Here is a 25505-nt window from a genome sequence, read left to right on the forward strand (position 1 = left end):
TTATTTGACGTTAAAATTACATATTGTTAATGAAAAAATGGAGGAATACATCATGGAAATGTTTCAGTTACCGAAAGCATTCCTGCAAATGAATACGATTTTTATCTCAATTTTAATTGAAGCACTACCATTTGTGCTAATTGGTGTATTTATTTCAGGATTCATTCAAATATTTGTGACAGAAGATATGGTGGCAAAGTGGATGCCGAAAAATCGATTTCTGTCAGTATTATTAGCGACTTTTCTTGGCATGATGTTTCCAGGGTGTGAATGTGGAATCGTTCCAATTGTGCGCCGTCTTATTGGGAAAGGTGTACCGCCTTACGCTGGAATTGCATTCATGTTAACAGGTCCGATTATTAATCCGGTTGTATTATTTGCAACGTATGTTGCATTTGGAAGTAGTATGCATATGGTTTGGTATCGATCAATCGTTGCCATCATTGTAGCAATTATCGTTGGACTTATCTTATCGTTTATGTTTAAAGATCATCAATTACGTAATGAACAGTTTCCAGAGGTGGATAATCAACGTCCATTGCGAAAAAAAATGTGGGATGTTTGTACACATGCGGTCGAGGAATTTTTCTCAATGGGTAAATACTTAGTAATGGGGGCATTAATTGCAGCTGCCGTCCAAACGCTCGTACAAACGTCAACATTACTCGCAATTGGACAAGGACCGTTTTCTTCATCAGCGGTTATGATGGGACTTGCTTTTATTTTATCTCTATGTTCAGAAGCGGATGCTTTCATTGCATCTTCGTTCCAAAGTACGTTTTCAACAGCATCACTTGTCGCGTTCCTCGTATATGGACCGATGGTGGATATTAAAAATATGTTTATGATGCTTGCGACATTTAAAACGCGATTCGTAATCGTTGTGACAGTTACTGTTACACTCGTTGTTTATGCAAGCTCACTACTCATTTATGCGATGGGGTGGTAGGTTATGTTTCGAGCATACATTTTACTTGGTTTTACAATTTTAATTGCACAGCTCCATATTTCGGGAAATATTACGAAGTATATTAATATGAAGTATGCATATTTATCAAAAACAGCAGCGATTATTTTAGGTTTTTTAACAATTATTCAGATCATTGTTGTTTTCCAAAAAGAGCACCAAAAGGGAAAAGAAAAAGAGCAGCACACTTGTGGTTGCGATCATAGTCATTGTGGACATGATCACTCGAAAGATGAAAACACATGGTGGAAACGTATTTTTGCTTATACGTTATTGAGTTTCCCTATTATTTCAGGACTATTCTTTCCGATTGCGACGCTAGATTCGGATATTGTTAAAGCAAAAGGGTTCCATTTTCCGGTTGCACAGGCAGAAAGCACAGATCCATTTATTACAAGGCAGTTTCTAAGACCAGATACAAGTATTTATTACGGAAAAGAAGGCTATCGTGGTGTGATGGAAAAAGGAAAAAAACAATATGTAACAAAAGATAACATTGCTTTAAAGGATGAAGACTTCTTAAAAGGAATGGAAACAATCTATAATTATCCTGGGGAATTTACAGGGAAAACACTATCCTTTAAAGGGTTTGTGTTCCGAGATGATTCTTCTAAAAAAGAGCAATTCTTCTTATTCCGATTTGGTATTATACATTGTGTAGCCGATTCAGGAGTGTATGGTATGTTAGTGAAAAAGCCAGAAGGAGTAGAGTGGAAGAATGATGATTGGGTTGAAGTAGAAGGTACAATTGCAACTGAATTTTATCAACCATTCCACGCAAATATTCCAGTTTTAGAAGTAACAAAGTGGAATAAAGTAGAAGAGCCAAAAGAACAATATGTATTTAGAGGAGCCGATTGATCACAATCGGTTCTTTTTTATGGACGGAAAGTTCGGAAAATTGTTAATATATAACATGTAGTTCACTTGGTGTAATTGTTTTTATTGCAAGATGAACAAGAAAATAGGAGGAACTTGCCTAAATCAACAGCCACTAGATGTCCATGAATTATAGAAGGGGTGAAGGAAATGGAAGAAGCAAAGGGGAAAACTGTAAACGAATCAAGGGTTTTTAAAACGAGTCGTGTCTTTCCAACAGATTTAAACGACCATAACACATTATTTGGAGGGAAGATATTAGCTGAAATGGATATGATTGCATCCATCTCAGCAACGAGGCACTCGCGAATGGAATGTGTAACCGCATCGATGGACTGGGTCGATTTTTTACATCCAGTACGCTCGACAGATTGTGTGAATTATGAGTCATTTGTCATTTGGACGGGGAGAACATCGATGGAAGTGTTTGTAAAAGTGGTAGCAGAAGATTTAATTTCAGGCGCAAAACGGATTGCAGCAACATCTTTCGTTACATTTGTGGCGCTTGGGAAAGAAAATAATCCAGTTCCAGTTCCTCATGTGATTCCGGAAACAGAGGGTGAAAAGAAACTGCATGAAATTGCTGTTTTACGTGCGCAGCAACGTCATATTCGTAAGGCGGAAAGTAAGAAAATTGCTACATTATTAACTTTATAAATAGTAGGAAATGAAAAGCGGACACCTAAAAATAGGTGTCCGCTTTTATAGTTTTTTCATCTGCATATCGTTATTGGATAGCTAACTAGCAAAAGCAAGCAGCACCGACGATAATTAAGAGGATAAATAATACGACAAGTAACGCAAATCCATTGCCATGTCCGAAACCCATTGTTTTTTCCTCCTTTAAAATTAAGATACAAGATACAATATGCAACTCAGCTATTGTTTGACAGGACATATATCACGATGTTCATGACTTTTTTGTATGTTAATTTGAAAAAGAGGGAAAATATAGAAATAGTGACTTTTGAAGGAAGGGTTATATCAGTGAAATACTTTATCCTCATCTTATTATGGATCATAGGTGTATTTGTATGGATGAAAGTTGATGTAGAGACGGGGAGGAAAATGATTAATCAACAGGAAACATCGCAAATTCGAGTTGGGAATTTTCAATTATATACAAATGGTGAAGACTTGTATCAACATTTGTTTGAAGATATAAATCGTGCGGAAAAGTTTATTTATCTTCATTTTTATATTGTAGGTAAAGATAAAGTGAGCCGCGATTTTTTGCAACTATTAGAGCGAAAAGCATCGAGTGGTGTGGATGTGAAATTATCAGTGGATCGAGTTGGTGGTTTTAAAATAAAGAAAAAAGTGATAAGGCAATTAGAAAAGAAAGGTGTCAAATTCACTTTTAGTAATAAACCTAAGCTGAAAAATCTTTTTTATTCACTACATCATCGCAATCACCGCCGCATTGCAGTGATTGATGGGGAAATTTCCTATATAGGTGGTTTTAATATTGGAGAAGAATACCTCGGAAAAGATCCTAAGTTCGGAAAATGGCGTGATTATCAAATGCGTATTGAGGGAGACGGGGCAGAAGATATGGAGCGTCAATTTGCGAAAGATTGGTACGCGGATACAGGTGAAAACCTTTCTTTACATAAAGGTTCATTTGTACAAGGAGACTTAAAGTATCAATACGTATTTTCTGAGGGGAAAGGGTTATGGCAAGAATATAGTGGGTTATTAAAGAAGGCAAAACGGTCAATTGTCATTGCAACGCCATATTTTGTACCAAGTCAAGAAATGATGAACGGTTTGCAAGAGGCACTACGAAGAGGAGTTGACGTAAAGCTTCTCGTCCCCTTTAAAAGTGATGCACTGTTACTAAAGCAGGCTGCTTATCCGTATTTAAAGAAGATGCTGGATTCTGGTGCAAAGATCTATCAATACCGGGATGGCTTTTTTCATGGAAAGGTAACAATAATTGACGAGAAAGTTGCCGACGTAGGAACAGCTAACTTTGATAATCGTAGCTTTTATATTAATGATGAGTCAGAATGTTTTATATATGGAGAGAAAGCTGTTATGGAAATATGGCAACGAGTGCAGAAAGATTTTCATGATTCTAAACAATTGACAGATAAGGATTTTGAAAAAATTGGTAGCTGGGACTGGTTTCTGGCAAAGATAGCAAATGTTCTGTCGTTCTATTTATAGCATATATTTAAAGAAGAAAGGAGGACTGTAATATGAGATGTATGCATGAGTTAATGGATTGTAGTTATGAAATGATATATAGGATTGGTGAGTATATGAAACAGGTGCAAGATGAAGAGTTGAGAGATTTATTGCAGCAGCATTTACCATACATTTTACAAGCCTACAATGAACAGGTGAATTTTCAAGAGGGTGAAAATGTACAGCATATGATCGGTGAACAACTTGCTTCTCCTTTTTTTCAAATCGACATAGCGATGCGAAATACGAATAAAAGTGATATTGAAATCGCGATTTCCTATATTTCGCATTTGAAAAAAATAACTCTTGGCTATGCCCAAGTTGCTGTGGAAGTTGCGAATCCAGAATTTCGGTCTTTTTTGGAAAACTGCTTTGTTAAGATGAATCGTTATGCATATAGTGTGTGGCAATATATCGTGAAAAAAGAATATAAGATAGAAAATATATACGAAGACGAGAAATTTGCATAGAATAAAAAAACAAGACGGTATAGGAGCCGTCTTGTTTTTTTATTCATAAGCTTTTAACCATACCACCATCAACGAGGAAAGATTGTCCTGTCATATATGTATTTGCATCCGATGCAAGGAATGCGGCGAATGTTGCGAATTCACTTGGATGGCCGTAACGACCAAGTGGTATAATAGCTTCAAATTGCTTCTGTACATCCTCTACGGCAATGCCTCGTTTTTCAGCAGCTATTTCATCTAAAGAAGCAATGCGGTCCGTTGCAATGCGTCCTGGTGCAATTGTATTAATTAAAATATTATAGGGAGCAAGTTCGGACGCTAATGTTTTTGATAAGCCTGTAATTCCTACGCGGAATGTATTCGATAATAGTAAACCAGGAATTGGTTCTTTAATAGACGACGAAGCAATATTGATGATTTTTCCGCCTTGCTGTTTCATATGTGGAAGTACTTCACGGATCATACGAACGTAGCTTAATAAATTCAGTTCAAATGAACTGTACCAATCATCGTCTGTTAATTGTTCAAATGTGCCTGGTTTTGGTCCGCCAGCATTGTTAACTAAAATGTTGATCGTTCCAAAGGTTTGTACGGTTTGTTCTACAGCTTGTTTTATGTTTTCTTTATTTGTAACATCACAAATTGTATAAGCGATAGTACCTTTGTTAAGGGCAGTAAGTTCTTGTTGTAAGGATGCGAGCTTCTCTTCATTACGGCTGAGCAGCATTACATTTGCTCCTTCTGTTACAAGCTGCGTAGCAATTGCTTTTCCTAAACCTTGACTAGAAGCAACGATAAGGGCTGTTTTTCCAGCTAATCCAAGTTCCATATGTATCAACCTTTCTCTCGTAGATTACTTTTTATTATAAATGAAAATGTGCAAAATAAAAAATATACGGTTTATCCCGCTATTCGCGAGCAGTAATATCCCACCTCAAAGTTCGGTGTAAATTGCCCGTAAAAGCCCGATTGGTGAGGGCTAATAATCAGTGAGGGATGAAGAAAGCCCCATTGATTAAAGTTCCACTTTATGTTGTCAGAAAATTTACAAACATTTACCGTTTCTTTACTCTTTTCTCATATTTACTTCAAGAAAGAGAAGTAATATGAGATTGTACATATTCTATCAAAAGGGGGATAAGCAAATGAATAAATGGGTTAAATCTTTAACTACTATGGCACTTGCGAGCTCTTTGTTTATGGTAGGTTGTAGTAATAGTGATGACAAGAAGACGAAAGACGAGCCAACGCAGCAAGATGAGGAAAAGAAAGATAAGGAAACAAGCACAGATAGTAACTCTTCTGATTCAAAGGAAAAGAAATAATATCGTTCATAATGTGGCTTCCTCGGTAGATGAGGAAGCTTTTTTGTTGTTTATTTTTTTATTTTGCGGAACAATAGAGAGGGAAGTAGAAAGGAGAGATAATATGAAAATATGTTTATTTGGAGCAACTGGAAGAGTTGGATCCCAGTTGCTGAAACGAGCATTGCAAGATGCACATGATGTAACAGTATTAGTCCGTGATAGAAAGAAGATTGATGTGCAGTGCGAGAATCTACATGTAATAGAAGGAAATGTATTACATGAGAAAGATGTGAAGGCTGCTCTAAAGGGAAATGACGTCGTTATAAGTGCTCTTGGGACAGATGGGAATGGAACTTTATCAAAAAGTATGCCGGAAATCATTCAATATATGCAAGAGGAGGAGATAGAAAGGATAATTATGGTTGGAACAGCTGGTATTTTGCAGGCAAGGTCTAATCCGAAAATATATCGATTTCAATCAGAAGAATCAAGAAGAACAACAACAACCGCTGCAGAAGATCATGTAGCAGCATATGTAGTTTTAAAAGATAGTCTAGTTACATGGACAGTTGTTTGTCCCACACATTTAATTGATGGGGAAGAAACAGGAGAGTATCGGACAGAGTCTCATATGTTACCATTAGAAGGATCAAAAATTACAGTAGGAGATACTGCACATTTTACTTGGTCTTTATTATATAAAAATGAATATGAAAATAGTCGCGTAGGTATTGCATACTAAAAAAACCATCCCTCTAGAGGGATGGTTAAAAAATAATATAACAAACAAAAATGATAATCATAATGATTTGTAAAATCGCTTTTGCTACGGTGCTGCTTAAAAAGCCAACAACTGTAGCGATTCCGACCATAAACGCTTCTTTTGGTGTTTTTTTATGCATAAGTTCTGTCACAAAAACAGACAGGAACGGAATAATAATCAGACCAAATGGTGGAAAGAAAAAGGAACCGACAATAATAGAAACCATACCCACTCGTTCGCCCCATTTTGTACTTCCATATTTTTTTAAGAAGTAGCTATTTGCGATAAAGTCAGCCAAGAAAATAATCGCAGTAAAAATGATTTGAATGATCCAAAAAGTCGTTGTTAGTTCCGCTCCGTTTATGCCAAAATGATAAATCAAATATCCAGCCCATAATGCGAATATTCCTGGGATAATCGGGTAGATAAACGCAATGAACGAAATAATAAAACAAGCAATTATACAAAGTGTTAATAGAACAGTCACTTTATATCTCCTTTTTAATATCTAGTTTTTGTACAGCAATTTTCTTAATTTGATGTCCATCAATCACTAACGCCTTGAATTGGAGACCACCGTATTCAATTGTATAGCCAGGTTCAATATTTAAATCGATTGCTTGAGAAAGAAGCCAACCACCGATTGTATCTAAATCACTTTCATCAATATGAATACCAAACATATCATTCACTTCAGAAATGAGCACTTTTCCATCGAGTACTGTAAGCTTCGGTGTACGCTTTTCAATCATTGGTGATTCATCTGCATCGAACTCATCTTGAATTTCACCGATAATTTCTTCGATAATATCCTCCATTGTTAACAGACCAGCTGTTCCGCCGTATTCATCCATGACGATTGCCATTTGAACACGATTTTTTTGAAGGTGAATTAATGTTTTTCGAATTGGAACGGTTTCAAAGACAGTTAAGACAGGATGTATGTATGCTTCTAACGGTTTATGAATACCTTTTGTTTGATCATGAAAAATTTCTTTTGTATTCAGCATGCCGATAATGTCATCCTTATCTTTTTCAATAACAGGATAGCGTGTGAATTTTTCTGATGCGACAATATCCATATTTTCTGCCAACGTATTTTCAGTAGATAAACAAATCATTTCTGTGCGTGGCACCATAATTTCTTTTGCAACGCGATCATCGAACTCAAAAATATTGTTTACATATTTATATTCGGTTTGGTTAATTTCACCGCTTTTATAGCTTTCACCTAAAATAAGTCGTAGTTCCTCTTCTGAGTGAGCAAGTTCGTTTTCTTTTGCTGGTTCTAAACCAAACAGTTTCGTAAAGAATAAAGCGCTATGGTTTAGTAACCAAATGAAAGGATACATGATCTTATCAAACCAAATAAGTGGTTTGGCAAACTTTAACGTAATCGCTTCTGCTTTTTGAATCGCAAATGATTTCGGAACGAGTTCGCCCAGCACGACGTGGAAAAAGGTAATGATGCTAAACGCAATAATGAAAGATAATGTATTAGCCATTGCTCCGGTTACGTTTGCTTTTTCAAATAATGGCCTTAATAAATGTTCTACAGTCGGTTCACCAAGCCAACCCAGTCCTAAAGATGTAATTGTAATACCGAGCTGACAAGCTGATAAATATACATCTAAGTTAGATACAACGCTTCTAGCAGCTAGCGCTTGTTTATTTCCTTCGTTTGCTAGCTGGTCAATTCGACTTTTTCGTACTTTTACAACTGCGAATTCTGATGCAACGAAAAAGCCGGAAACGAGGATAAGTACAAAAATGAGAAAAATATTTAATATGTCCAAGTGTGTTCTCTACTCCGAAGTGGGAATAAAGATGTCACCTCCTGCAAGTATGTTATACTTTTATAATAAATCGAAACCAAAATAATAGTCAAAGAAAATGAGTAAATAATGGCATGTTTTGTTAATTGTTCATAATTTTGTTTTTATTTTGCCCTGTATGAACGGGTAATAACCCCGCAACTTAAACTTTAAAGGTGGGGGGTCACTGGTTAATAATAGTGAATGATTGTTACTTTATCCCGCTATTCGCGGGCAGTAATACCCCCACCTCAAGATTTAGAGAGAAACAAAGAAGATAGGTGGAGGATAAACTGCCCGTAAAAGCCCGATTGGTGAGGGCTAATGATCAGTGGGGGATGAAGAAACCCCCCCACTGATCAAAGTTTCACTTTATCATTGTTCTTGTGAAAGCGTATGTCTGTTGTTTCGAATTGTTTGTTGTCCAAACCGATTGAAGAAGGGAGAGAATCATGTAAGGAATATATAAAAGCAATAATCCGATTGCCACAACGGTCGGTGAGCTTCCTCCAAATTGAATGATAAATTGCAGCAATCCTTTCGTGTGAAAAGTACATTCCATATAAAAGAATGAGATAATGATTGAACCTATAATAGATTTATGATTGGTGAGCAGTGCAATAAACAACGTATTGATCAGAAAGGATGGGTCATTTATTGCTTGGTCTTCCGTTTTATATAAAAATGGTAACCATTTCTTTATGGCTTGTATGACGATAATCATAGAAGTACTACATATGATGATAAGAGAAGAGAAGAATGGTATCGTTATGTATTGAGCGACGTATAGAGAGAGTAAAACAATGGAACATTGCATGATAACAGTACTCAATGAGTATGGAATCCAGCGTAGTAGTAAGACGTACTTTTTTAAATGGCTGGATGATTTTAAGAAAGAGCGTCCGATTGCGAAACTAATGAAAAATCCGGCCGCAAGAGTGAAAGTAAAACGAACCATTGATAAAAAATACACCTCCCATAAATAAGGAAATAACAGTGTGGAATGGCCTGGTACATGTAGTGCGGTTGTGGAACTTACAATCGGTTGGGAAGAGAAAAGAATGGATTCATGTATCCAATCAATCATTGGGATGGAAATGGACGGTATATGAACCAAGTTGTGAAAAATCCCAAGTAATCCTTTCAAATAAGATGATTCATGGGTTAATAATATAGAGGGAATGGGGCTTATGATAAGAATAATGAAAAAGCCAATAAACAAGTGATATGTGTAAGAGCGAATTAAAGAAGTCATACTTATTCACCTACTCTTATAAAATTCAGAAAATTCTTATTATTATTATTATTATTGTATCGTTTTTTTAGGAAAGTTACAATCTCTTTTTCGTCCCATATTGTCTGTAGCTGTGGCACTAAGAATCTTTATCCCGCTATTTGCGAGCAGTAAGACCCCTACTTCAAAGTTCGGCAGGAAGCAAAGAAGTTAGGTGAGGGGTGAAGAAACCCCCTACCGATTAAAGTTTCACTTTCTCTAGAGGGGTATTTATATAAATCCATTTTGATTTTTCGACATATAAGCCGCGGCTATGGATAACAAAAGGTGACCTGCACTCGTTTTCTCTCTTTGTTTTCACTATGTCTGGGCAGGAAAAGGATCTGACCGCTTCTATGCATGAACGGATGCTCTCTCCCACCTAAAAAGAAGGGTCTTATGTCGGTTTTTTAATTTGTATTTATATAGTTTCTTACTTTGTATAGAATAGAAATCTACTAAACTTCTAAAATTGAATGATTCATGAATAAATCATGACAATACTATGAAAAATAAAATAAGTATTTATTTTATTCTGAAAATATTATATAGTTATGGCACAGAAAGTATTTCAACATAAGGAGGGTTTTTATGAGAATAAAAGGAAACTATGTGCCCAAAAAAGAAGTTTTATATTGTTCAGAGTCACTTACAATTGGTGAAGCGTTAGATCATTTAAATAAAACAGGATATCGCTGCGTACCAGTTTTAGATGAAAAACAAGAGAAATTTCTAGGCAATGTTTATAAAGTAGATATTTTAGAATATAAAGGTTCATTAGAAGGTAAATTATCAGAAATATTAAATAATAAAGATGGATATGTAAGAGAAGATTCTTCGTTTTTCAAAATATTCTTTGCGATAAAGAAACTTCCATACTTATCAGTAGTGGATGAAAAAGGGGTATTTCTAGGGATTTTAACCCATAAAAAAGTATTTGAGTTATTGGAGGATGCGTGGGGTGTTCAGTCTAGCATCTACTCTGTTATGGTTGGAACCCAAGACTATAACGGAGCGATTCAAAAGCTATCAACAGTACTGAAAAAATATAGCGGCATTCAAAGTTTAATGACGTTCGATAATAATGCGTTATTAATACGTAGAATAATGTTTACGTTAGGTGAAGAATTTCAAGCGGAAAAATTAGATTCGCTTTTAAAAGACTTAGAAGATAGCGGATTTCGCGTTGTGTACGTAGAGGAAATGAATAACCCACGTGAAGTGGAGACGATAGAATAGAAGACAGAAAAGCCATCTATACGATTTAGATGGCTTTTTTTAATCAGCTGATGGCGGGAGATTGCACTTTATAATATATATAGGAAAGGGTTTGATAAAGATATTTTCGAAAAATGAAATGCAAGTATGACTTTTTCTCCTAAAATGTTTTAGTAAGAGAATATAATGAAAAACGAGTGCGTAATATTTTGTTTTTCGAAAAATTCACTATAAAAAATATATTTTTATTTTTCAACTAAATATGTTACTATATGGATGACTGAAGTGAAGAGGTCTGACAAATAAAACTCCATATTTATAGCGTTCTAATGTTTTGAAAATTCAAAAAAATCAATTATTGAACAGGCTGAGTAAGAAAAAGGGTTAAGGGAGAAATTATGGAGAAAAACATTGCTTTTTGAGGGGTATATAAAATCACCATGAACAGAGAGGAGGATGCATAGCATTATTGTGAAAGAGATAAAAACAATAGGGAACATGCTATGCAAATGAGAAATGAAGGGACGATTAAGGCCAGGAGACACATTAGCAATTGGTTTAATGTTGTTTGCACTATTTTTAGGAGCAGGGAATTTAATTTTCCCACCAGTATTAGGACAACAAGCAGGAGAAAATGTTTGGGTTGCTACAATTGGATTCCTTGTAACGGGAGTCGGGCTTCCCCTACTTGCTGTAACTGCTGTAGCTTTTGTAGAGGGAGACCTGAAAGCGCTATCTTCTAGAGTGCACCCTATATTTGCATTTATTTTTCCACTGATTAGTTATTTAGCGATTGGACCATTCTTTGCAATTCCACGTACAGGGGCTGTTTCATTCGAAATGGGAATGAAGCCATTTCTATCGGATGCAATGGCAACAGAGTGGTATATGCTGCTTCTTTACACAGTGATCTTCTTTGGTATTACTTGGTATTTATCATTAAACCCGTCAAAATTGATAGATTGGTTTGGGAAATTTCTTACTCCTTTATTAGTATTAATCGTTGCTGTAATCGTTGGTAAAGCGATGATTGATCCGATTGGAGCACCTGCTGCACCGTTAGAAACGTACAAAGATAATGCATTCTTCGGCGGATTTATTCAAGGATATTTAACGATGGATGCGATTAGTGCACTTGTCTTCGGTATTGTTGTTGTACAAGTTATTCGCTCAAAAGGTATAAAAGAAAGCGGACAAATTGCGAAAACAACAATTATATCAGGGGTTATTGCAGTAATCGGATTAACGTTAATCTATTTATCACTTGCTTATCTTGGTTCAACAAGTACATCTCTTGGAGTTTCTGAGAATGGTGGTCTTATTTTAACAAATGTAGTAAATGAGCTATTTGGAACAAGCGGGAAAGTATTATTAGGTCTTGTCATCACACTTGCTTGTTTAACAACGTCTGTTGGACTTGCTTCAGCTTGTGCGGAGTTCTTTACAGGTCTATTTCCGAAACTCTCACATAAAACAATTGTAACAATCGTATGTTTGTTTAGTTTAGTGGTATCTAATTTAGGATTAACACAACTGATTGCAGTAACATTACCAGTATTGATTATTATTTACCCTGTTGCGATTGTTCTGATTGTACTTTCGTATTTCCATAAATGGATAGGACAGCGAAACACAATATATATAGGGGCGATTTTAGGGGCATTTATAATCAGTCTGTTTAACGGTTTAGAAAGTGTTAATGTGAAGTTTGAAGAACTATCAAACTTACTACAACTGCTTCCATTATATAAAGAAGGAATTGGTTGGTTATTGCCATCGTGTATTGGTGGGGTTGTTGGCTTCTTCCTATATAAACCAAAAGAATCAAGTGAGTTACAAAAGAAAGGTGCGTAAGCATCTTTCTTTTTTTAGAGGAAATTGATATCTTATGTCTAAATGATAGGGGGAGGAGTGATAAAATGGCTAGTTTTGAAGATTTTTTACAGTTAGATATTCGTATTGGAACGATTCGGCAAGCGGAAATTTTTGCAGAAGCACGCGTACCTGCAATTAAGTTAGAAATTGATTTTGGTAAACTAGGTATCAAGCAATCAAGTGCTCAAATAACACAGAGGTATACGCCAGAAGATTTAATCGGCAAACAAGTTGTAGCGGTCGTGAATTTTCCGCCAAAGCGTGTTGCTGGTTTTAAATCCGAAGTGCTTGTGCTAGGAGGGGTTCCTGAAAAGGGTGATGTAATCTTGTTACAGCCTGATATAGAAGTACCAAATGGAACGTCCATTAGTTAGTACATAGGAGGATGTAAAATGGATGTTGGAAAAGCCTATTTACAGTGTGCAATTACAAACTTTCAGGCGATTCAAAAACAAGGAGAGCGGACGCTTTCTCAATTATCATATGAACAAATATGCTGGGCGCCTCATGAAGAAGCCAATAGCATTGGGATTATAATCAAACATTTGCACGGAAATATGCGCTCTAGATGGACAGATTTCTTAACGACAGATGGAGAAAAAAAGGATCGAAATCGCGATGCTGAGTTTGAAGGTGGATATGCGTCAAAAGAAGAGGCATTGATAGCCTGGCGTAAAGGTTGGGATTATGTTTTTCAAGCAATGGAGGCATTAACACCACAAGATATTTTAAAGAAAGTTTATATTCGTGGTGAAGATCAGACTGTTATGCAAGCAATTGAAAGGCAAATTGTTCATTATGCTTCTCATATTGGGCAGATGATTTATATCGGAAAATTACAACAAGAAAAAGAATGGGAGTGCTTAAGTATTCTAAAAGGACAGTCCAATCGCTATCTTCAAAAATAACGTTCAATTCTATAGTAAGATATGAAGCGATACAGTGCTGGTACCAGAGTGGTAAAGGTTCAGTAATCAGTAGAATACTTCCAGCACACACTGTATAGCAAGTGAAGTATAATCCCAAAAGCGCGTTAATGCGGGATAAAATTTTTGTTCAAAACAGTGGTAGTGAAATAAATTGATTCGAATGAAGAGCGTAGCTGTAATAAGACCTTGCCTCTTTACAACCTGTTTTCTACATACATGACATGTGAAAGTATGTTTCATTTTATTACCACATTTTAATAGGAACAGCTATATTTTCCTTATGTTTGTAAAGAGTTTGAAGAGAATAAGATATAATAAATAAACACCGATGTATGCACCAGTGATAAGGAAGAGTGGGTTTATTAAAATACGATGAACAGTCGTCGTAAAGACCATGTTATGTACTAACACATCGTATACTGTGAAAGCAATAATGGTACCAAATCCGTATAAAGAGAAGTATGCACATACGTCTAAAAAGATACGGAATTTAGGATGGGCTGTGAATAAGAGAAAAACAAATGATATAACAATCGGAAGTAAGCTAATGATAAGCTTCAATTCTTTTCACCTCAATGACAATATAGCCGAAATTTAGGTGGTCTATTCTCTACAGCTTGTACATAAGTTGAAATAGAGAGGGTGATGTTATGAATCGAGGCTTTTTCTATGTGAAATTAACAAGTTTCCCAAAGCTTATTTTGGTTTTTTTGGCTACAATGTTAGCTACTTTTTTTCTGATTAGCATGATGGTGACTTCATTGAAAGAGACGAAGTCAGCCTATTTATATAATTGGTTAAACGAGCTGTCTATGACCGGATATATGTATGTTGTTGGGATGGAAAACCATTACTTTACGCAAGAATATCGAAACTTAAATCAAGATTTTTCTATTTCATCTTTTCTTTTTTCGACAGCAACTAATATTCGTTTTGATGATGTGCGCAGTTTTGTTGGAAAAGAGCTTCCTGGATTTGGAAAGTATGATGCGGAAATTCTGATTGCGGGTGAAGGAACAAATTATTCTAACTTACCAATCGAGTCAAGTGTTCCGCTAGAAGAAGTAGTGAAAGAACGGACAGGAGAAACAGGACAAGTGCCTAAAGCAGACAAGAATAAAGAGAAGAAACAGCCTTCACAAACAACGGGCAATAGACAAGTTGCATTTATTTATCATTCTCATAGCTGGGAGTCTTATTTGCCGTTATTAAATTTAACAAATGATCCGAATCCGAATAAAGCTACGAGCTCTGTCACGAATATTTCTATATTTGGAGAGCGATTGCGTGAACAACTAGCAAACGATGGTATCGGTGCTGTCAATGATACAACAGATGTCGGGAAGAAGTTAATTAGTAAAGGGCTCAACAGTAATAGCTCTTATAAAGAGTCTCGTGAAATTGTACAAGAGGCAATGGCCAATAATAAAGAATTACAATACTTTTTTGATTTGCACCGGGATAGTGCTCGCAAAAGTGTAACAACAAAAACGATTGAAGATCAATCTTATGCAAAGCTTGCGTTTGTCGTTGGAAAAGGAAATAAAAATTATGCAAAAAATCTACAACTAGCCACTGCACTGCATGAAGCAATTAACAAAAAATATCCTGGAGTAAGCCGAGGGGTTATTCAAAAAGGATTTCAAACAGGTAATGGTGTATATAATCAAGACTTGTCTGGGCAAGCGATTTTAATTGAGGTGGGCGGTGTAGATAATACCACTGAGGAACTAAATCGTTCCATTGATGCACTTGCAGCAGCTTTTAGTGAATATTTCTGGCAAGCTGAAAAGGTAAATGGCTGAACGTAAGTGAGATACTTACGTTTTTTTATGTCCAAAAAAGAAAAAATAGGAGCTAATCTTTTATTACTACAATTTTTCTTCATTATGTTACTATCGAAATTTGTCTATTTCTCCTAGAGAAAATAGACAGGAATTTCATAAAATAATAGCGAAAATCTCTTTATAAAGAAAAATTTTATACTATAAAATTGACAGGATGATAGGGATGATTCGAGAAATTTTAGTAGAGGATGCAGCAGCATTTTTACAATTAGGAAAACGATTGGATGAAGAAACGACTTTTATGCTATTAGAACCAGGGGAACGGAATACAACAGTAGAGCAGCAAGCGAAGATGATCCAACGTTTTATAGAAAATAATAATTCTACAATATTTGTAGCTACTCATGAAGAACAAGTGGTGGGATTTATTTTAGTTAACGGTGGTAATGTGCAAAGAAAAAAGCATGTTGCAACAATTGTGATTGGAGTTTTACAAGAATATAGTGGCCAAGGTATTGGGACAGCTTTGTTTAAAAAAATGGAAAAATGGGCAAGATTACATGATGTATGGCGTTTGGAATTAACAGTAATGGCCCACAATACAAGAGCGCAGGCACTATATAAGAAAGCAGGGTTTGAACAAGAAGGTGTCAAAAAAGCTTCTCTTATCATCGATGGAAAGAATGTCGATGAGTATTATATGGCCAAATTATTAAAATAAGAGGTCGTTTTATGAAAAAAAGATGGACACTTCTTAGTGTCGTAGTAGTTGCAATTATTATTGGAGTGGCAGGCATTAATTATAAAATGTATAAAGATAAGCAGGCGCAAGAAGTCAATGCTAGTGTAGCATTTCCAAAAGAGCAAGAAACTATTGCTAAAATGGAAGGAGATATCGCAGTTGTTAATAATCCTGATTCCATACTTGTACTTGTAAATAAACACAGACGGTTATCAGATCTCTATAAACCGCAAGATCTAGTCATTCCGAAAGTGCGTTACTCGAATGAAGGAGATCGAGAGAAGAAGAAGATGCGGAAAGAAGCAGCGCAAGCACTTGAGAAAATGTTTGAGCAAGGAGATCAGGAGCGGATTTTTCTCTTTGCAGTCTCTGGCTTTAGGTCTTTTGATCGGCAAAAAGCATTAAATACAATGTATAAAATCCAAGATGGAGAAGCGAAAACAGCGATGTCTAGTGCGGTTCCGGGAACGAGTGAACATCAAACGGGACTTGCAATGGATATTACATCACAATCTGCTAAATTCCAATTAGAGTCTATTTTTGGAGATACAAAAGAAGGGAAATGGCTTGCCCAAAATGCACATAAATTTGGCTTTGTTATTCGGTATACAAAAGAGAAGGAGTCTATTACTGGTTATCGATATGAACCATGGCATGTACGCTATGTAGGAAATCCACAGGCAACCTATTTATATGAAAATCAACTCACCTTAGAAGAAGCAATGAAGTAAACATTTGAGGGGAGACGCCCAAATGACGATGTTATATAAGAAAAAAGTATATGCATATATTACGAGGAAAAAAGATGGTGTTATGCAATTACTTGTTTTTACACATCGCGATATGCCAGATGCAGGTGCACAAGTCCCAGGTGGAACAGTTGACGAGAGAGAAACATTGAAAGAAGCAGTATTACGCGAAGTTTTTGAGGAAGCGGGACTCAGTCATATTTTTATCGAACGTTTTATTGACGATTACATTATTTATGTAAAAGAGAAGCAAGAATATGAAAAACATCACTTTTTCCACATTACGTTATTAACGGATATAAAGGACACCTGGGATCATGCGGTGAGCGCAGGAGAAGAAGATCAAGGTCTTGTGTTTTCTTATAAATGGATCGATGTGACAAAAGCTCCAATTTTAGCAGGAAAACAAGGTGAGTTTGTTCATATGTTAGAAGAAATGTATGTATAACAAGAAAAGGATGTTTCTTACAGAGAAACATCCTTTTCTTGTTATTTCGTGTGCTTTAATAGAAAAAAAGATAAACAAGTGGATAATAAAATAAGAAAAGAAGCAATAACATATATGATGCAGACACCGAAAAAATCAGTGATAATACCGATACTTAACATAGATAGGCCAGAAACAGTGGAAGTAAGTGTGCCATGAGCTGTATACATTTTGCTGTAGCTAAATCAAACAGAACGCTTGGACGTTCTGCTGAAACCCAAGCACGCGTATATAACCAACGTAATAATCTCTAATGATGTGGTTGTTCTATAAAGTCTTGATAACCATAAATTTGCTTAATTTCTTGTGCATGATTACGAGTAGTTCTTTCATTTTTATATAAAGCTAACATGTTTTCATTTATATCAAGTTGTTAGGAGACATATAAAGATACATTTTTGGGTACATCAGTTGGATGAGATAAGAAAGTTCCTAAAAATCTTACAGTTCCTAATTGGATAGCAAAACCTAATTGATTATGCTTGCCGCGCATTTGAAAAATAATAGAACGATCTTGATCATCGGACCAGAAGTATTTATTTAATTGTTCAGGTGTTGGGTTCTCGGAAAATTTTCCATAATTAGCTTTCTGTTCACGAGTCAAAAATTCAACAGGCATGATATCCCCCTTATCAAAAACAACGGTTTTTGATAATTATATTTTTTATAAATGATAAGATTGTGGCTTTCTTTTTATTTGTCGAAATCATCTCATAAATTTTTTTAATTATATAAATATAGAGGCTTCCGTAATAGATAGCCCCTACATGAGTTAATTTTGATTATACGATCTTCATGCGCTAATACTTATTTTTCTAAGTAACGATAAACAGTGGTTCTGGATATTCCCCACATATTTGCAATATCTTTAATAGGTGTTCCGTTTTTAACTAGTGTTTTGAGCATGTCCATATCTTTATTATCGAGTTTCTCAGGTCTACCGCCCAAGCGTCCGCGAGCTCTAGCGGCTGCTCGACCGGCTGCCGAACGCTCTTGAATTAGATTTCTTTCAAATTCTGCAAATGCCGCAAAAAGGTGAAACATTAATTGTCCTGTTGCGCTCGACCGATCCATTGTAATGTTTTCTTGCAAGCTATGGAAACTAATGCCTCGATCATTCAATTCATTCACAATATGAATTAAATCTTGCATATTTCTACCAAGCCGATCTAATCTCCAGACAACCAATGTATCACCTGGACGCACAAAACGAAGTACTTCTTCTAATCCAGGTCGTTTATCTTTTGCCCCACTAATTTTATCTGTAAAAACTTCACTACACCCATAATTCTGTAAAGCATTTAATTGTAAATCTAAATTTTGAATTGCGGTTGATACACGTGCATAGCCAACTTTCATAAAACTACATCCTCTCTTTCACTAATAGTGTAACATAACTTCAGATACGGAGTGATAACTGAACATAGATTTTGTTATGAGTTTTTGAACACATTTAAATCTTAGTAGCCTTGAAAATAGTTTATATTTTTATGTCTCCAGAAAATAGTGACTTTCTGGACGGTGTTAAAGTTTATTTTTTACTTTTCTTAGCTTTTATTTCCTCCAAAATCAAAAATGATACAGCCAATGGGAATAACTATTGATTGTATTAATCTAAGCTTTTTTATGTTTTTTGACTATTTTTTCACCTTCATTTTTATAAGCTTCGAAAAATAATCATAATATATAGTTCTGATGCGATAATTGGACATTATAATACGTGGTACATAAAGAGAGATATGAGCAAGAGTTCCTTTTCAAAAACTACTTATAAGCATATTAGGTCTTTGTACTCGAACTTAATTATATTAGTTTTAATACAAAATGGAACAAACGAAACGTTTACCTTGTCTATATATTGAATCAAGTATAAAAAGAGAGGGAAAGTTTTTATGTATATTCAAATCAGTTTGAGGTGTCAAGATGGAACATAAGGTTATGGAAAATTGTAATCATGATGAAATTGATTATATTATAAAAAAACATTGGCAAGATGTATGGAATTATTCATTTATTATTACGAAAGACACACATTTATCGGATGATATAACACAAGATGTATTTATAAAAGTATTTAAAAATTGGCATTCATTTCGAAATGAATCATCTGTTAAAACATGGTTATTAAAAATTACAAGGAATACCGCACTAAATCATTTGAAATCTTCCTATTTTAAGAGGGTTTCTTTAGTAGGATTTTTTAGGGAGGATAAGGAGTATCCTTCAGCAGAAGAAGAATTTTTTAACAAAGAGGACATAGATGTAATTTGGAATATTGTACTAAAATTACCAAAAAAACATCGTGAAATATTAATATTAGATGCTAAATATGAATTATCTTATGATGAAATAGCCGAAACATTAGGAGTGTCTATTGGAACTGTGAAATCTCGGCTACACCGAGCTCGTGTACGAGTTTCAAAAGTATTAGGGGAGGATAAAAATTATGAAAAATGATAGAAAGCCTGGTTGGTATAAAGAATTAAAAAATGGACCAATGAAACAGCGTAAAGATGAAGAAGAATTTATTTATAAAATAAAGCAATCCATAAACCAAAATCAAGAGGTAGATTCCCCTAAATATAGAAGAATGTTTCCTAAAAAAACACTAACTATTACAGTTGCTCTCGCTTGTGTTTTTATCTTGTTTGCTATTCAACCACTTTGGTTTGATAAAAATAAACCACCTGTACAAAGCAGTACTCAAATTGAGGTTAAAACAAAGGATGAGTCTTATCAAGATCCATCACTAAAACAATTTATGAGTCAATTATATCAGAGCACAAATTTTAAAAATAAGAATGATTTATATAAATCATTAAATGATGAGTTTGTTTTTAAGGGGAGAAAGTATAATAAGGATGAATGGAAGATTGATGAAGATATTTTTCATGATCTGCAAGTCGCTCTTACAATGGGGGGAGAATTTGTCAATGCTACTAAAACACTATATAAAATACCAAGTGGCTTGACAGAAAGTAATCAAACAAAACAGGGACATTATATATATGCGACTGTTACTGGAAAAGAAACAAAAATTTTAGCTGAACCAAAACCTGAAGCCGAAGTTTTATATCACGTATCTAACGAAATAGTAAAAGCTTGGATTCCAGAAAAAGTGGAGAATGATGGATATATAAAAATAACTACAATTAATGGTAATACAGGTTATGTGAAAAAAGATTATATTTTAAGTGACATTGAGTATTCTTTCATTTTTGAAAAAGGTAATGATGGCATGTGGAAAATAAAGAGTATAGATTCTATATGGTAAAAGAGGCAGGTTCATTTTATAGAACCTGCCTTTTATTATTTATTCTCTTTTTGGAGACTATCCCAAACCTTTAATATTTCTACTGCAACAACAGCTGCACTATTTGTTTTAGAATCACCACCAGGAATAATAACAGAAATAGCAATTTGCGGATCCTTGGTAGGAGCATATGCAATGAAAAGAGGATGATTTATAACTCTTTCTTGTTCGTTTGGAGAACCTGTTATTCCTGTTTTACCAGCAACGTCAAATGGCAAGTTTTTAATTTCTTGTATATTATGACTCATTCCATTTTGTAAGACGCTCCAAAAACTTGAAGGATAACGATTTGAACTTTCTAAGATTGGTTTGAATTCTTTCTTTCTTTTACCATCATTATCAATGATAGCATTTACGATTTGAGGTTTGTATTTTTCCCCTTTCCTTGCAAGAGTTGCTGCGTATTGAGCGAGTTGGAGAGGAGTATGTACTTCGTTTCCTCCCCAAGAGGCATTTAATAAAGCTGAAATCCCGCTTTCAAACTTACTAGATGGATGTAATTGATATTGTCCTTCTTCTTCAAAGGGTAAATCAATGCCAGTTTTAGAACGGAGACCGAATTGTTTTAAATAATCTGTCCAGATAGTAGCTACTTTTTCTATATTCCCATTATTTTGGTTGAATAAGGGAAGCGCTACTTTTGCTGTCATAAATGTATTCGATGAATTAATGATAGCTTGACTCGGTGTAATTTCACCGGTTGGAGTCCCAGCAGCATTGGTAATGTTATTTTGATCATTATATTGGAATTTACCTGTATCCAAATATGTATCAGCAGGTTGAAAAAGCTTTTCGTTTAATCCAATCAAAATAGTAAGAGGTTTTATTGTTGATGCCATATTCACATAAGAGTCACCATACTTTAATTTTCGAATTGTTTTATTTTGAGAAAGTAATATCAAATTTTCTTTTTCAGTTGATGATAATTGTGGATTTAGTATATTAGGATCGAAGATTGATGAGTTAGCCATTGTTAATATCTTACCGGTCTTTACATCAATCACTATAGCATATCCACCATCAGCATCAGGTATGTTTTTAATATTAGATCTTAGTACCTCTTCTATTTTATGTTGTAGTTTATAATCTAGTGCTAAATGAATATCCTTCCCTTTTTGTGCCTTTTGGATGTCCCAAGATAATTTTTTATTGTTTATTTTAAATATAAGAGTTTTTCCTAAGGTACCTTTTAAGTCCCTTTCATACTGAAGCTCAATTCCATCCCTCCCGGAAGAAACATCATTAGAATAAGTGGTTAAATCTGTATATCCAATGACCTGTGATGCAATTTCATGTTGTGGGTAAAATCGTATCCATTCGTTTTTTACTATTATATTTTTGTTTTTATTTTTGGCGAAAAATTCAAACTCACTATCATTTAAGTCTGAATATAACAGTATTTCATCTTTATCCTGTTTTTTACAAGAATTTTGTAATTCTAACTGTACATTTTTCAAAGAAATATCATGATGAAATTCTGATGAAAATTGTTTTAAAAAGCTTAATAAGTTCTTTATATCAAGTTTATTTGAACAATCATCATTGTAAGTATAATACAAGGATTTGACCTCTTTATTTGTAGCCAGTATTACCCCATTTTGATCAAGAATTTTACCTCTTTCAGCTAAAGAAGTAGTGATAGTAACTGAAATGAAATTTATTTTAAATAAAATTATCAAAACAACACTAATAATGATAACAATCGCTAAATATATCCGTTTCTTTTGTTTTGTAAGAATCATAAAATCCTCCCTTTTTGAACTCTACTTAATCTTAAATTTAATTTTTTTTTTTGTAAATATGGAACTATTTCATTACTTACATTGTCTATTAAGTGTTACAACATTTTTTAGCTAATATGTTAAGAAAGGAATAATCATTATGAAAAATAGTGTTAAAAGTAGGTATAAGTATAACTCTTTTAGAAGTAAGTCGACTTACCAATGTAGCACTTCCAGTGAAAACTGTAGAAAAAATAGAGCAGGCTTCCAATATAAATCAAGCGAAGGATGTTTCTATCTCACAAATGCATCCATAGGGGTATAGATGCATTATACCGATTGAATAAACTATTATTTTTATGTTTTTCACCGTATTTAATTGATAAGTTTTGGCTAATGCAAGAACTCCATTTAAATTAGTCATTTTCAACCGGAATGGAAAGCATGTAACAAATAAATAGTGAAACAACAGCAGGAAACGCATTAAAGATACAAATGGAGGATATATGAAAAAGCAAATAGAAAAGAAAAAGTCACCATATATACCTTTCCGATTAAACATTTTGTTTGTTTGTATATTTTTATTATTTTCAGCTATTATTGTTCAGCTAGGAAAAGTACAAATTGTTGATGGAGAGACTTATAAAAATGAAGTGGAAAAAAATAATAATAAAACAATAGGTCTTCCAGTACCTCGTGGGAAGATTTTTGATCGAGAAGGGAAACCAGTCGTTGATAATCGCCCCCTTCGTTCTATTACGTATACAAGGTTAAAGGGGATAAAACTTGAGGATATTTTAAAAACGGCGAAAGATTTAGCAAATGTACTTGAAATTCCGGACGAAGACATAAATAAGTTAACTGAGATAGATAAAAAAGATTTCTGGATGCAATTAAATAAGGAGCAAGCCAAAGAAAAAGTTACTAAACAAGATGAAGAAAATCTGAGAAAGAAGGGCATAGAAGGGAAAGAGTTATACAAGAAAATTGAAGAGTTAAGACGAAATCGTATTACAGAAGAAGAATTAGCAGAATTAACGCTGCAAGATTTAAAAGTGTTAGCGATTAAAAGTAAGATGAGTTCTGGTTATCAAATGACCCCTCAAATTATTAAAAGAGATGCGACAGAACAGGAGTATGCACGAATAAGCGAAAACTTAGCAGATTTTCCAGGTGTAGACGCAACAGTTGACTGGGAACGTAATTATGTAAATGGTGATTTATTTCGTTCTGTATTAGGGAATATAACAAGCACGGATGAAGGATTGCCTAAAGAACACTTAGCTTCGTATTTAGTGCGTGGATACAATCGTAATGATCGGGTTGGAAAAAGTTATATTGAACAAAGATATGAAGATGTATTACATGGTACAAAAGAAGAAGTGAAAAATATTACTGATAGATCAGGAAATATTATTAAAACAGAAACAGTGTCGAAAGGGAAAAGTGGTAATAATTTAACATTAACAATTGATATGGAATTGCAAAAGAAGGTGGAAGAAAGTATAGAAAAAAATTTAAGAGCTTTTAAAGGTTCAGAACCATTAATGGATCGTGCTTTTGTGGTTATGATGAATCCGAAAAATGGGCAGATTTTATCTATGGCTGGTAAGAAGTTTGTGGAAAAAGATGGGGATGTAGAAATGGAAGATTTTGCATTAGGTAACATGGTAACTTCTTATGAGTTAGGATCAGCTGTAAAAGGTGCCACCTTATTAACTGGATACCAAACAGGAGCTATAAAGCCAGGAGATGAATTTTATGATGCACCTATGAAATTTAAAGGTACGCAAGCTAAAAAGTCATGGAATGTATCTGGCTTTGGGAACATTAATGATTTAAGAGCTTTACAAGTATCATCGAATGTATATATGTTCCATACAGCGTTACAAATAGCTGGGGTTAATTATGTACCGAATGGTACATTGGATATCAAACAAGATGCATTTGACACAATGCGTTATTATTTTAAACAATTTGGTTTAGGAGTTCCGACAGGGATTAATTTACCGAATGAAACAATAGGACAAACAAGACAGAAAGATACTCAGCCTGGATTTTTACTGGATTTCTCCATAGGTCAGTATGATACGTATACGCCACTTCAATTGGCACAATATATTTCTACAATTGCAAATGATGGATATAGAATGCAGCCACAGATTGTACAAGAAATACGTGAACAAACAGTAAAAAAAGAAGATATTGGTAAAGTAGTTCAATCTATAGAACCTGTTGTATTAAATCGAGTTGATGTGAAGACAGAATACATTGAACGAGTAAAAGAAGGTTTTAGATGGGTATTTCAAGAAGGTGATGGAACTGGTGTAAGGTATTTCAAACAAGCTCCATATAAACCAGCTGGTAAAACTGGAACAGCTCAAACGGTATATGGGGGGGAGAATCCAATTGGTAGGAATGGAAAAGGTGAACGCATTGAGTGTTACAATTTAACATTGGTTGGATATGCTCCATACGATAATCCAGAAGTAGCTTTTTCTGTAGTGGTCCCATGGGTTCATAATGATAAAGGTGGTATTAACTCATTAATTGGAAAAGATATCTTAGACGCATACTTTGATTTGAAAAAGCAACGTATAAATGGTGAAACTACCAATACCGATAGCTCTAATCAGAAACAGTAAAATTTTTGCATATCTCTACCTAGTAAAGATATTGATTATCAGGATTTAAGAGATCCTGTTTAGATCAAAATCTTTACGGACAGGAGAATAAAAGACAGTAGATTTAATGCGTGAAATAGCAGCTATTAGAGTTGTTATTTCACATTTTTTTTGATAATACCTTTTCTAACAAACTATATAAAATTAGCATATCTTAGATTTTTATGGGCCAGTGAAGAGCCAGTAAGGATATTATTTTTTATATTTTATTACCGTTTCTGTTCCGTTACTATACAAATCCTAAATTCTACCTTATCTTAAATTTAATTTTTTTTTGTAAATGTGGAACAAATTTATTACTTAGATTGTCTATTAAGTGTAATCCTAAAAATTA

At 34.5% G+C, this 25505-nt stretch carries 26 protein-coding genes and 2 pseudogenes; 18 read left to right on the forward strand and 10 right to left on the reverse strand.

Translation table 11 applies throughout. From position 1 onward, the window contains the following. Positions 1-52: 52 nt before the first annotated feature. From QUF99_RS13425 to QUF99_RS13435, 3 genes are all read left to right on the forward strand, one after another. Positions 53-949: a permease gene (locus QUF99_RS13425; RefSeq protein WP_289370679.1), complete on the forward strand. Its 897-nt coding sequence runs from the start codon at positions 53-55 to the stop codon at positions 947-949. 3 nt (positions 950-952) lie between these two features. After that, entirely contained in the window at positions 953-1828 is an 876-nt protein-coding gene (locus tag QUF99_RS13430; RefSeq protein WP_289370680.1) for a TIGR03943 family putative permease subunit, read from the forward strand. Between the two features lie 168 nt (positions 1829-1996). Beyond that, positions 1997-2503 carry an acyl-CoA thioesterase gene (locus QUF99_RS13435; protein WP_289370681.1) on the forward strand — a complete coding sequence of 169 codons (507 nt, stop codon included), beginning with the start codon at positions 1997-1999 and terminating at the stop codon, positions 2501-2503. A gap of 85 nt (positions 2504-2588) precedes the next feature. Here QUF99_RS13435 and QUF99_RS13440 read toward each other — a convergent pair whose 3' ends face one another. Further along, a complete protein-coding gene (locus QUF99_RS13440) occupies positions 2589-2675 on the reverse strand; it encodes a YjcZ family sporulation protein (protein WP_286125239.1) in 87 nt (28 codons plus the stop codon). Positions 2676-2884: 209 nt separating this feature from the next. Here QUF99_RS13440 and cls point away from each other — a divergent pair, with 209 nt between their 5' ends. Further along, the gene (cls, locus tag QUF99_RS13445) at positions 2885-4018 is read left to right on the forward strand and encodes a cardiolipin synthase (protein ID WP_483298628.1); all 1134 of its coding nucleotides are present in this window, start codon (positions 2885-2887) and stop codon (positions 4016-4018) included. Between the two features lie 32 nt (positions 4019-4050). After that, positions 4051-4509: a spore coat protein gene (locus QUF99_RS13450; RefSeq protein ID WP_289370683.1), complete on the forward strand. Its 459-nt coding sequence runs from the start codon at positions 4051-4053 to the stop codon at positions 4507-4509. Between the two features lie 43 nt (positions 4510-4552). On the opposite strand, the gene QUF99_RS13455 is transcribed toward QUF99_RS13450, so the two are convergent. Further along, positions 4553-5338: an SDR family oxidoreductase gene (locus QUF99_RS13455; protein WP_289370684.1), complete on the reverse strand. Its 786-nt coding sequence runs from the start codon at positions 5336-5338 to the stop codon at positions 4553-4555. Positions 5339-5654: 316 nt separating this feature from the next. Between QUF99_RS13455 and QUF99_RS13460 the strand changes: the two genes are divergently transcribed. Both QUF99_RS13460 and QUF99_RS13465 read left to right on the forward strand, forming a co-directional pair. Beyond that, positions 5655-5834 (forward strand): hypothetical protein, encoded by a 180-nt coding sequence (locus QUF99_RS13460; RefSeq protein ID WP_289370685.1) that lies wholly within the window; start codon positions 5655-5657, stop codon positions 5832-5834. Between the two features lie 103 nt (positions 5835-5937). Further along, positions 5938-6558, forward strand: a complete 621-nt coding sequence (locus tag QUF99_RS13465; protein WP_289370686.1) for an NAD(P)-dependent oxidoreductase — start codon at positions 5938-5940, stop codon at positions 6556-6558. Positions 6559-6583: 25 nt separating this feature from the next. Here the strand turns inward: QUF99_RS13465 and QUF99_RS13470 are convergent, their stop codons facing one another. The 3 genes from QUF99_RS13470 to QUF99_RS13480 all read right to left on the reverse strand — a co-directional run bounded on the left by QUF99_RS13470 (position 6584) and on the right by QUF99_RS13480 (position 9648). Next, positions 6584-7066 (reverse strand): DUF456 domain-containing protein, encoded by a 483-nt coding sequence (locus tag QUF99_RS13470; protein WP_289370687.1) that lies wholly within the window; start codon positions 7064-7066, stop codon positions 6584-6586. 1 nt (position 7067) lies between these two features. After that, positions 7068-8375, reverse strand: coding sequence for a hemolysin family protein (locus tag QUF99_RS13475; protein ID WP_289370688.1), 1308 nt, complete (start codon positions 8373-8375; stop codon positions 7068-7070). Positions 8376-8760: 385 nt separating this feature from the next. Continuing rightward, positions 8761-9648 (reverse strand): hypothetical protein, encoded by an 888-nt coding sequence (locus QUF99_RS13480; protein ID WP_289370689.1) that lies wholly within the window; start codon positions 9646-9648, stop codon positions 8761-8763. Positions 9649-10257: 609 nt separating this feature from the next. On the opposite strand from QUF99_RS13480, the gene cbpA reads away from it, so the two are divergent. The 4 genes from cbpA to QUF99_RS13500 all read left to right on the forward strand — a co-directional run bounded on the left by cbpA (position 10258) and on the right by QUF99_RS13500 (position 13667). Next, positions 10258-10905, forward strand: a complete 648-nt coding sequence (gene cbpA, locus QUF99_RS13485) for a cyclic di-AMP binding protein CbpA (protein WP_289370690.1) — start codon at positions 10258-10260, stop codon at positions 10903-10905. A 495-nt stretch (positions 10906-11400) separates the two neighbouring features. After that, complete coding sequence (brnQ4, locus tag QUF99_RS13490; RefSeq protein ID WP_289370691.1) at positions 11401-12738, forward strand: branched-chain amino acid transport system II carrier protein BrnQ4; 1338 nt, start codon at positions 11401-11403, stop codon at positions 12736-12738. A gap of 65 nt (positions 12739-12803) precedes the next feature. Further along, entirely contained in the window at positions 12804-13133 is a 330-nt protein-coding gene (csaA, locus tag QUF99_RS13495; protein ID WP_289370692.1) for a chaperone CsaA, read from the forward strand. A gap of 18 nt (positions 13134-13151) precedes the next feature. Further along, positions 13152-13667: a DUF1572 family protein gene (locus tag QUF99_RS13500; protein WP_289370693.1), complete on the forward strand. Its 516-nt coding sequence runs from the start codon at positions 13152-13154 to the stop codon at positions 13665-13667. 288 nt (positions 13668-13955) lie between these two features. On the opposite strand, the gene QUF99_RS13505 is transcribed toward QUF99_RS13500, so the two are convergent. Then, positions 13956-14249: a hypothetical protein gene (locus QUF99_RS13505; RefSeq protein WP_289370694.1), complete on the reverse strand. Its 294-nt coding sequence runs from the start codon at positions 14247-14249 to the stop codon at positions 13956-13958. Between the two features lie 89 nt (positions 14250-14338). Between QUF99_RS13505 and spoIIP the strand changes: the two genes are divergently transcribed. The 4 genes and pseudogenes from spoIIP (at position 14339) to QUF99_RS13525 (ending at position 17414) form a co-directional block, all read left to right on the forward strand. Next, positions 14339-15493: a stage II sporulation protein P gene (gene spoIIP, locus QUF99_RS13510; protein WP_289370695.1), complete on the forward strand. Its 1155-nt coding sequence runs from the start codon at positions 14339-14341 to the stop codon at positions 15491-15493. Between the two features lie 62 nt (positions 15494-15555). Next, positions 15556-16196: pseudogene (locus QUF99_RS13515) on the forward strand (GNAT family N-acetyltransferase). A gap of 11 nt (positions 16197-16207) precedes the next feature. Next, complete coding sequence (locus tag QUF99_RS13520; protein ID WP_289370697.1) at positions 16208-16948, forward strand: M15 family metallopeptidase; 741 nt, start codon at positions 16208-16210, stop codon at positions 16946-16948. Between the two features lie 22 nt (positions 16949-16970). Further along, positions 16971-17414, forward strand: coding sequence for an NUDIX hydrolase (locus tag QUF99_RS13525; RefSeq protein ID WP_289370698.1), 444 nt, complete (start codon positions 16971-16973; stop codon positions 17412-17414). 41 nt (positions 17415-17455) lie between these two features. Here the strand turns inward: QUF99_RS13525 and QUF99_RS13530 are convergent. The 3 genes and pseudogenes from QUF99_RS13530 to QUF99_RS13540 all read right to left on the reverse strand — a co-directional run. Beyond that, positions 17456-17629 (reverse strand): annotated as a pseudogene (locus tag QUF99_RS13530) (MFS transporter); the annotation flags it as partial. A gap of 197 nt (positions 17630-17826) precedes the next feature. After that, positions 17827-18072: a DUF4158 domain-containing protein gene (locus QUF99_RS13535; RefSeq protein ID WP_289370700.1), complete on the reverse strand. Its 246-nt coding sequence runs from the start codon at positions 18070-18072 to the stop codon at positions 17827-17829. Between the two features lie 188 nt (positions 18073-18260). Continuing rightward, positions 18261-18812: a recombinase family protein gene (locus tag QUF99_RS13540; RefSeq protein WP_289370702.1), complete on the reverse strand. Its 552-nt coding sequence runs from the start codon at positions 18810-18812 to the stop codon at positions 18261-18263. A 564-nt stretch (positions 18813-19376) separates the two neighbouring features. Here QUF99_RS13540 and QUF99_RS13545 point away from each other — a divergent pair. Both QUF99_RS13545 and QUF99_RS13550 read left to right on the forward strand, forming a co-directional pair. Then, positions 19377-19910, forward strand: a complete 534-nt coding sequence (locus tag QUF99_RS13545) for an RNA polymerase sigma factor (protein WP_289370704.1) — start codon at positions 19377-19379, stop codon at positions 19908-19910. Next, a complete protein-coding gene (locus tag QUF99_RS13550; RefSeq protein ID WP_289370706.1) occupies positions 19900-20727 on the forward strand; it encodes an SH3 domain-containing protein in 828 nt (275 codons plus the stop codon). Before QUF99_RS13545 ends, QUF99_RS13550 begins: the two co-directional genes overlap by 11 nt. Positions 20728-20762: 35 nt before the next feature. Here QUF99_RS13550 and QUF99_RS13555 read toward each other — a convergent pair whose 3' ends face one another. Continuing rightward, positions 20763-22508 (reverse strand): peptidoglycan D,D-transpeptidase FtsI family protein, encoded by a 1746-nt coding sequence (locus tag QUF99_RS13555; protein WP_289370708.1) that lies wholly within the window; start codon positions 22506-22508, stop codon positions 20763-20765. Between the two features lie 485 nt (positions 22509-22993). Here QUF99_RS13555 and QUF99_RS13560 point away from each other — a divergent pair, with 485 nt between their 5' ends. Continuing rightward, positions 22994-25132: a peptidoglycan D,D-transpeptidase FtsI family protein gene (locus QUF99_RS13560; protein ID WP_289370709.1), complete on the forward strand. Its 2139-nt coding sequence runs from the start codon at positions 22994-22996 to the stop codon at positions 25130-25132. The last annotated feature ends 373 nt before the right edge of the window (positions 25133-25505 follow it).

The organism is Bacillus sp. DX4.1 (genome assembly GCF_030348195.1).
In the GTDB taxonomy this organism is placed as follows: Bacteria; Bacillota; Bacilli; order Bacillales; family Bacillaceae_G; genus Bacillus_A.

Excerpts from the sequence above, each read along its gene's own strand:
- QUF99_RS13425 (WP_289370679.1), top strand. The coding sequence starts at position 53 with ATGGAAATGTTTCAGTTACCGAAAGCATTCCTGCAAATGAATACGATT.
- QUF99_RS13430 (WP_289370680.1), top strand. The coding sequence starts at position 953 with ATGTTTCGAGCATACATTTTACTTGGTTTTACAATTTTAATTGCACAG.
- QUF99_RS13435 (WP_289370681.1), top strand. The coding sequence starts at position 1,997 with ATGGAAGAAGCAAAGGGGAAAACTGTAAACGAATCAAGGGTTTTTAAA.
- QUF99_RS13440 (WP_286125239.1), bottom strand. The coding sequence starts at position 2,675 with ATGGGTTTCGGACATGGCAATGGATTTGCGTTACTTGTCGTATTATTT.
- cls (WP_483298628.1), top strand. The coding sequence starts at position 2,885 with ATGAAAGTTGATGTAGAGACGGGGAGGAAAATGATTAATCAACAGGAA.
- QUF99_RS13450 (WP_289370683.1), top strand. The coding sequence starts at position 4,051 with ATGAGATGTATGCATGAGTTAATGGATTGTAGTTATGAAATGATATAT.
- QUF99_RS13455 (WP_289370684.1), bottom strand. The coding sequence starts at position 5,338 with ATGGAACTTGGATTAGCTGGAAAAACAGCCCTTATCGTTGCTTCTAGT.
- QUF99_RS13460 (WP_289370685.1), top strand. The coding sequence starts at position 5,655 with ATGAATAAATGGGTTAAATCTTTAACTACTATGGCACTTGCGAGCTCT.
- QUF99_RS13465 (WP_289370686.1), top strand. The coding sequence starts at position 5,938 with ATGAAAATATGTTTATTTGGAGCAACTGGAAGAGTTGGATCCCAGTTG.
- QUF99_RS13480 (WP_289370689.1), bottom strand. The coding sequence starts at position 9,648 with ATGACTTCTTTAATTCGCTCTTACACATATCACTTGTTTATTGGCTTT.
- cbpA (WP_289370690.1), top strand. The coding sequence starts at position 10,258 with ATGAGAATAAAAGGAAACTATGTGCCCAAAAAAGAAGTTTTATATTGT.
- brnQ4 (WP_289370691.1), top strand. The coding sequence starts at position 11,401 with ATGAAGGGACGATTAAGGCCAGGAGACACATTAGCAATTGGTTTAATG.
- csaA (WP_289370692.1), top strand. The coding sequence starts at position 12,804 with ATGGCTAGTTTTGAAGATTTTTTACAGTTAGATATTCGTATTGGAACG.
- QUF99_RS13500 (WP_289370693.1), top strand. The coding sequence starts at position 13,152 with ATGGATGTTGGAAAAGCCTATTTACAGTGTGCAATTACAAACTTTCAG.
- spoIIP (WP_289370695.1), top strand. The coding sequence starts at position 14,339 with ATGAATCGAGGCTTTTTCTATGTGAAATTAACAAGTTTCCCAAAGCTT.
- QUF99_RS13520 (WP_289370697.1), top strand. The coding sequence starts at position 16,208 with ATGAAAAAAAGATGGACACTTCTTAGTGTCGTAGTAGTTGCAATTATT.
- QUF99_RS13525 (WP_289370698.1), top strand. The coding sequence starts at position 16,971 with ATGACGATGTTATATAAGAAAAAAGTATATGCATATATTACGAGGAAA.
- QUF99_RS13535 (WP_289370700.1), bottom strand. The coding sequence starts at position 18,072 with ATGCCTGTTGAATTTTTGACTCGTGAACAGAAAGCTAATTATGGAAAA.
- QUF99_RS13540 (WP_289370702.1), bottom strand. The coding sequence starts at position 18,812 with ATGAAAGTTGGCTATGCACGTGTATCAACCGCAATTCAAAATTTAGAT.
- QUF99_RS13545 (WP_289370704.1), top strand. The coding sequence starts at position 19,377 with ATGGAACATAAGGTTATGGAAAATTGTAATCATGATGAAATTGATTAT.
- QUF99_RS13550 (WP_289370706.1), top strand. The coding sequence starts at position 19,900 with ATGAAAAATGATAGAAAGCCTGGTTGGTATAAAGAATTAAAAAATGGA.
- QUF99_RS13555 (WP_289370708.1), bottom strand. The coding sequence starts at position 22,508 with ATGATTCTTACAAAACAAAAGAAACGGATATATTTAGCGATTGTTATC.
- QUF99_RS13560 (WP_289370709.1), top strand. The coding sequence starts at position 22,994 with ATGAAAAAGCAAATAGAAAAGAAAAAGTCACCATATATACCTTTCCGA.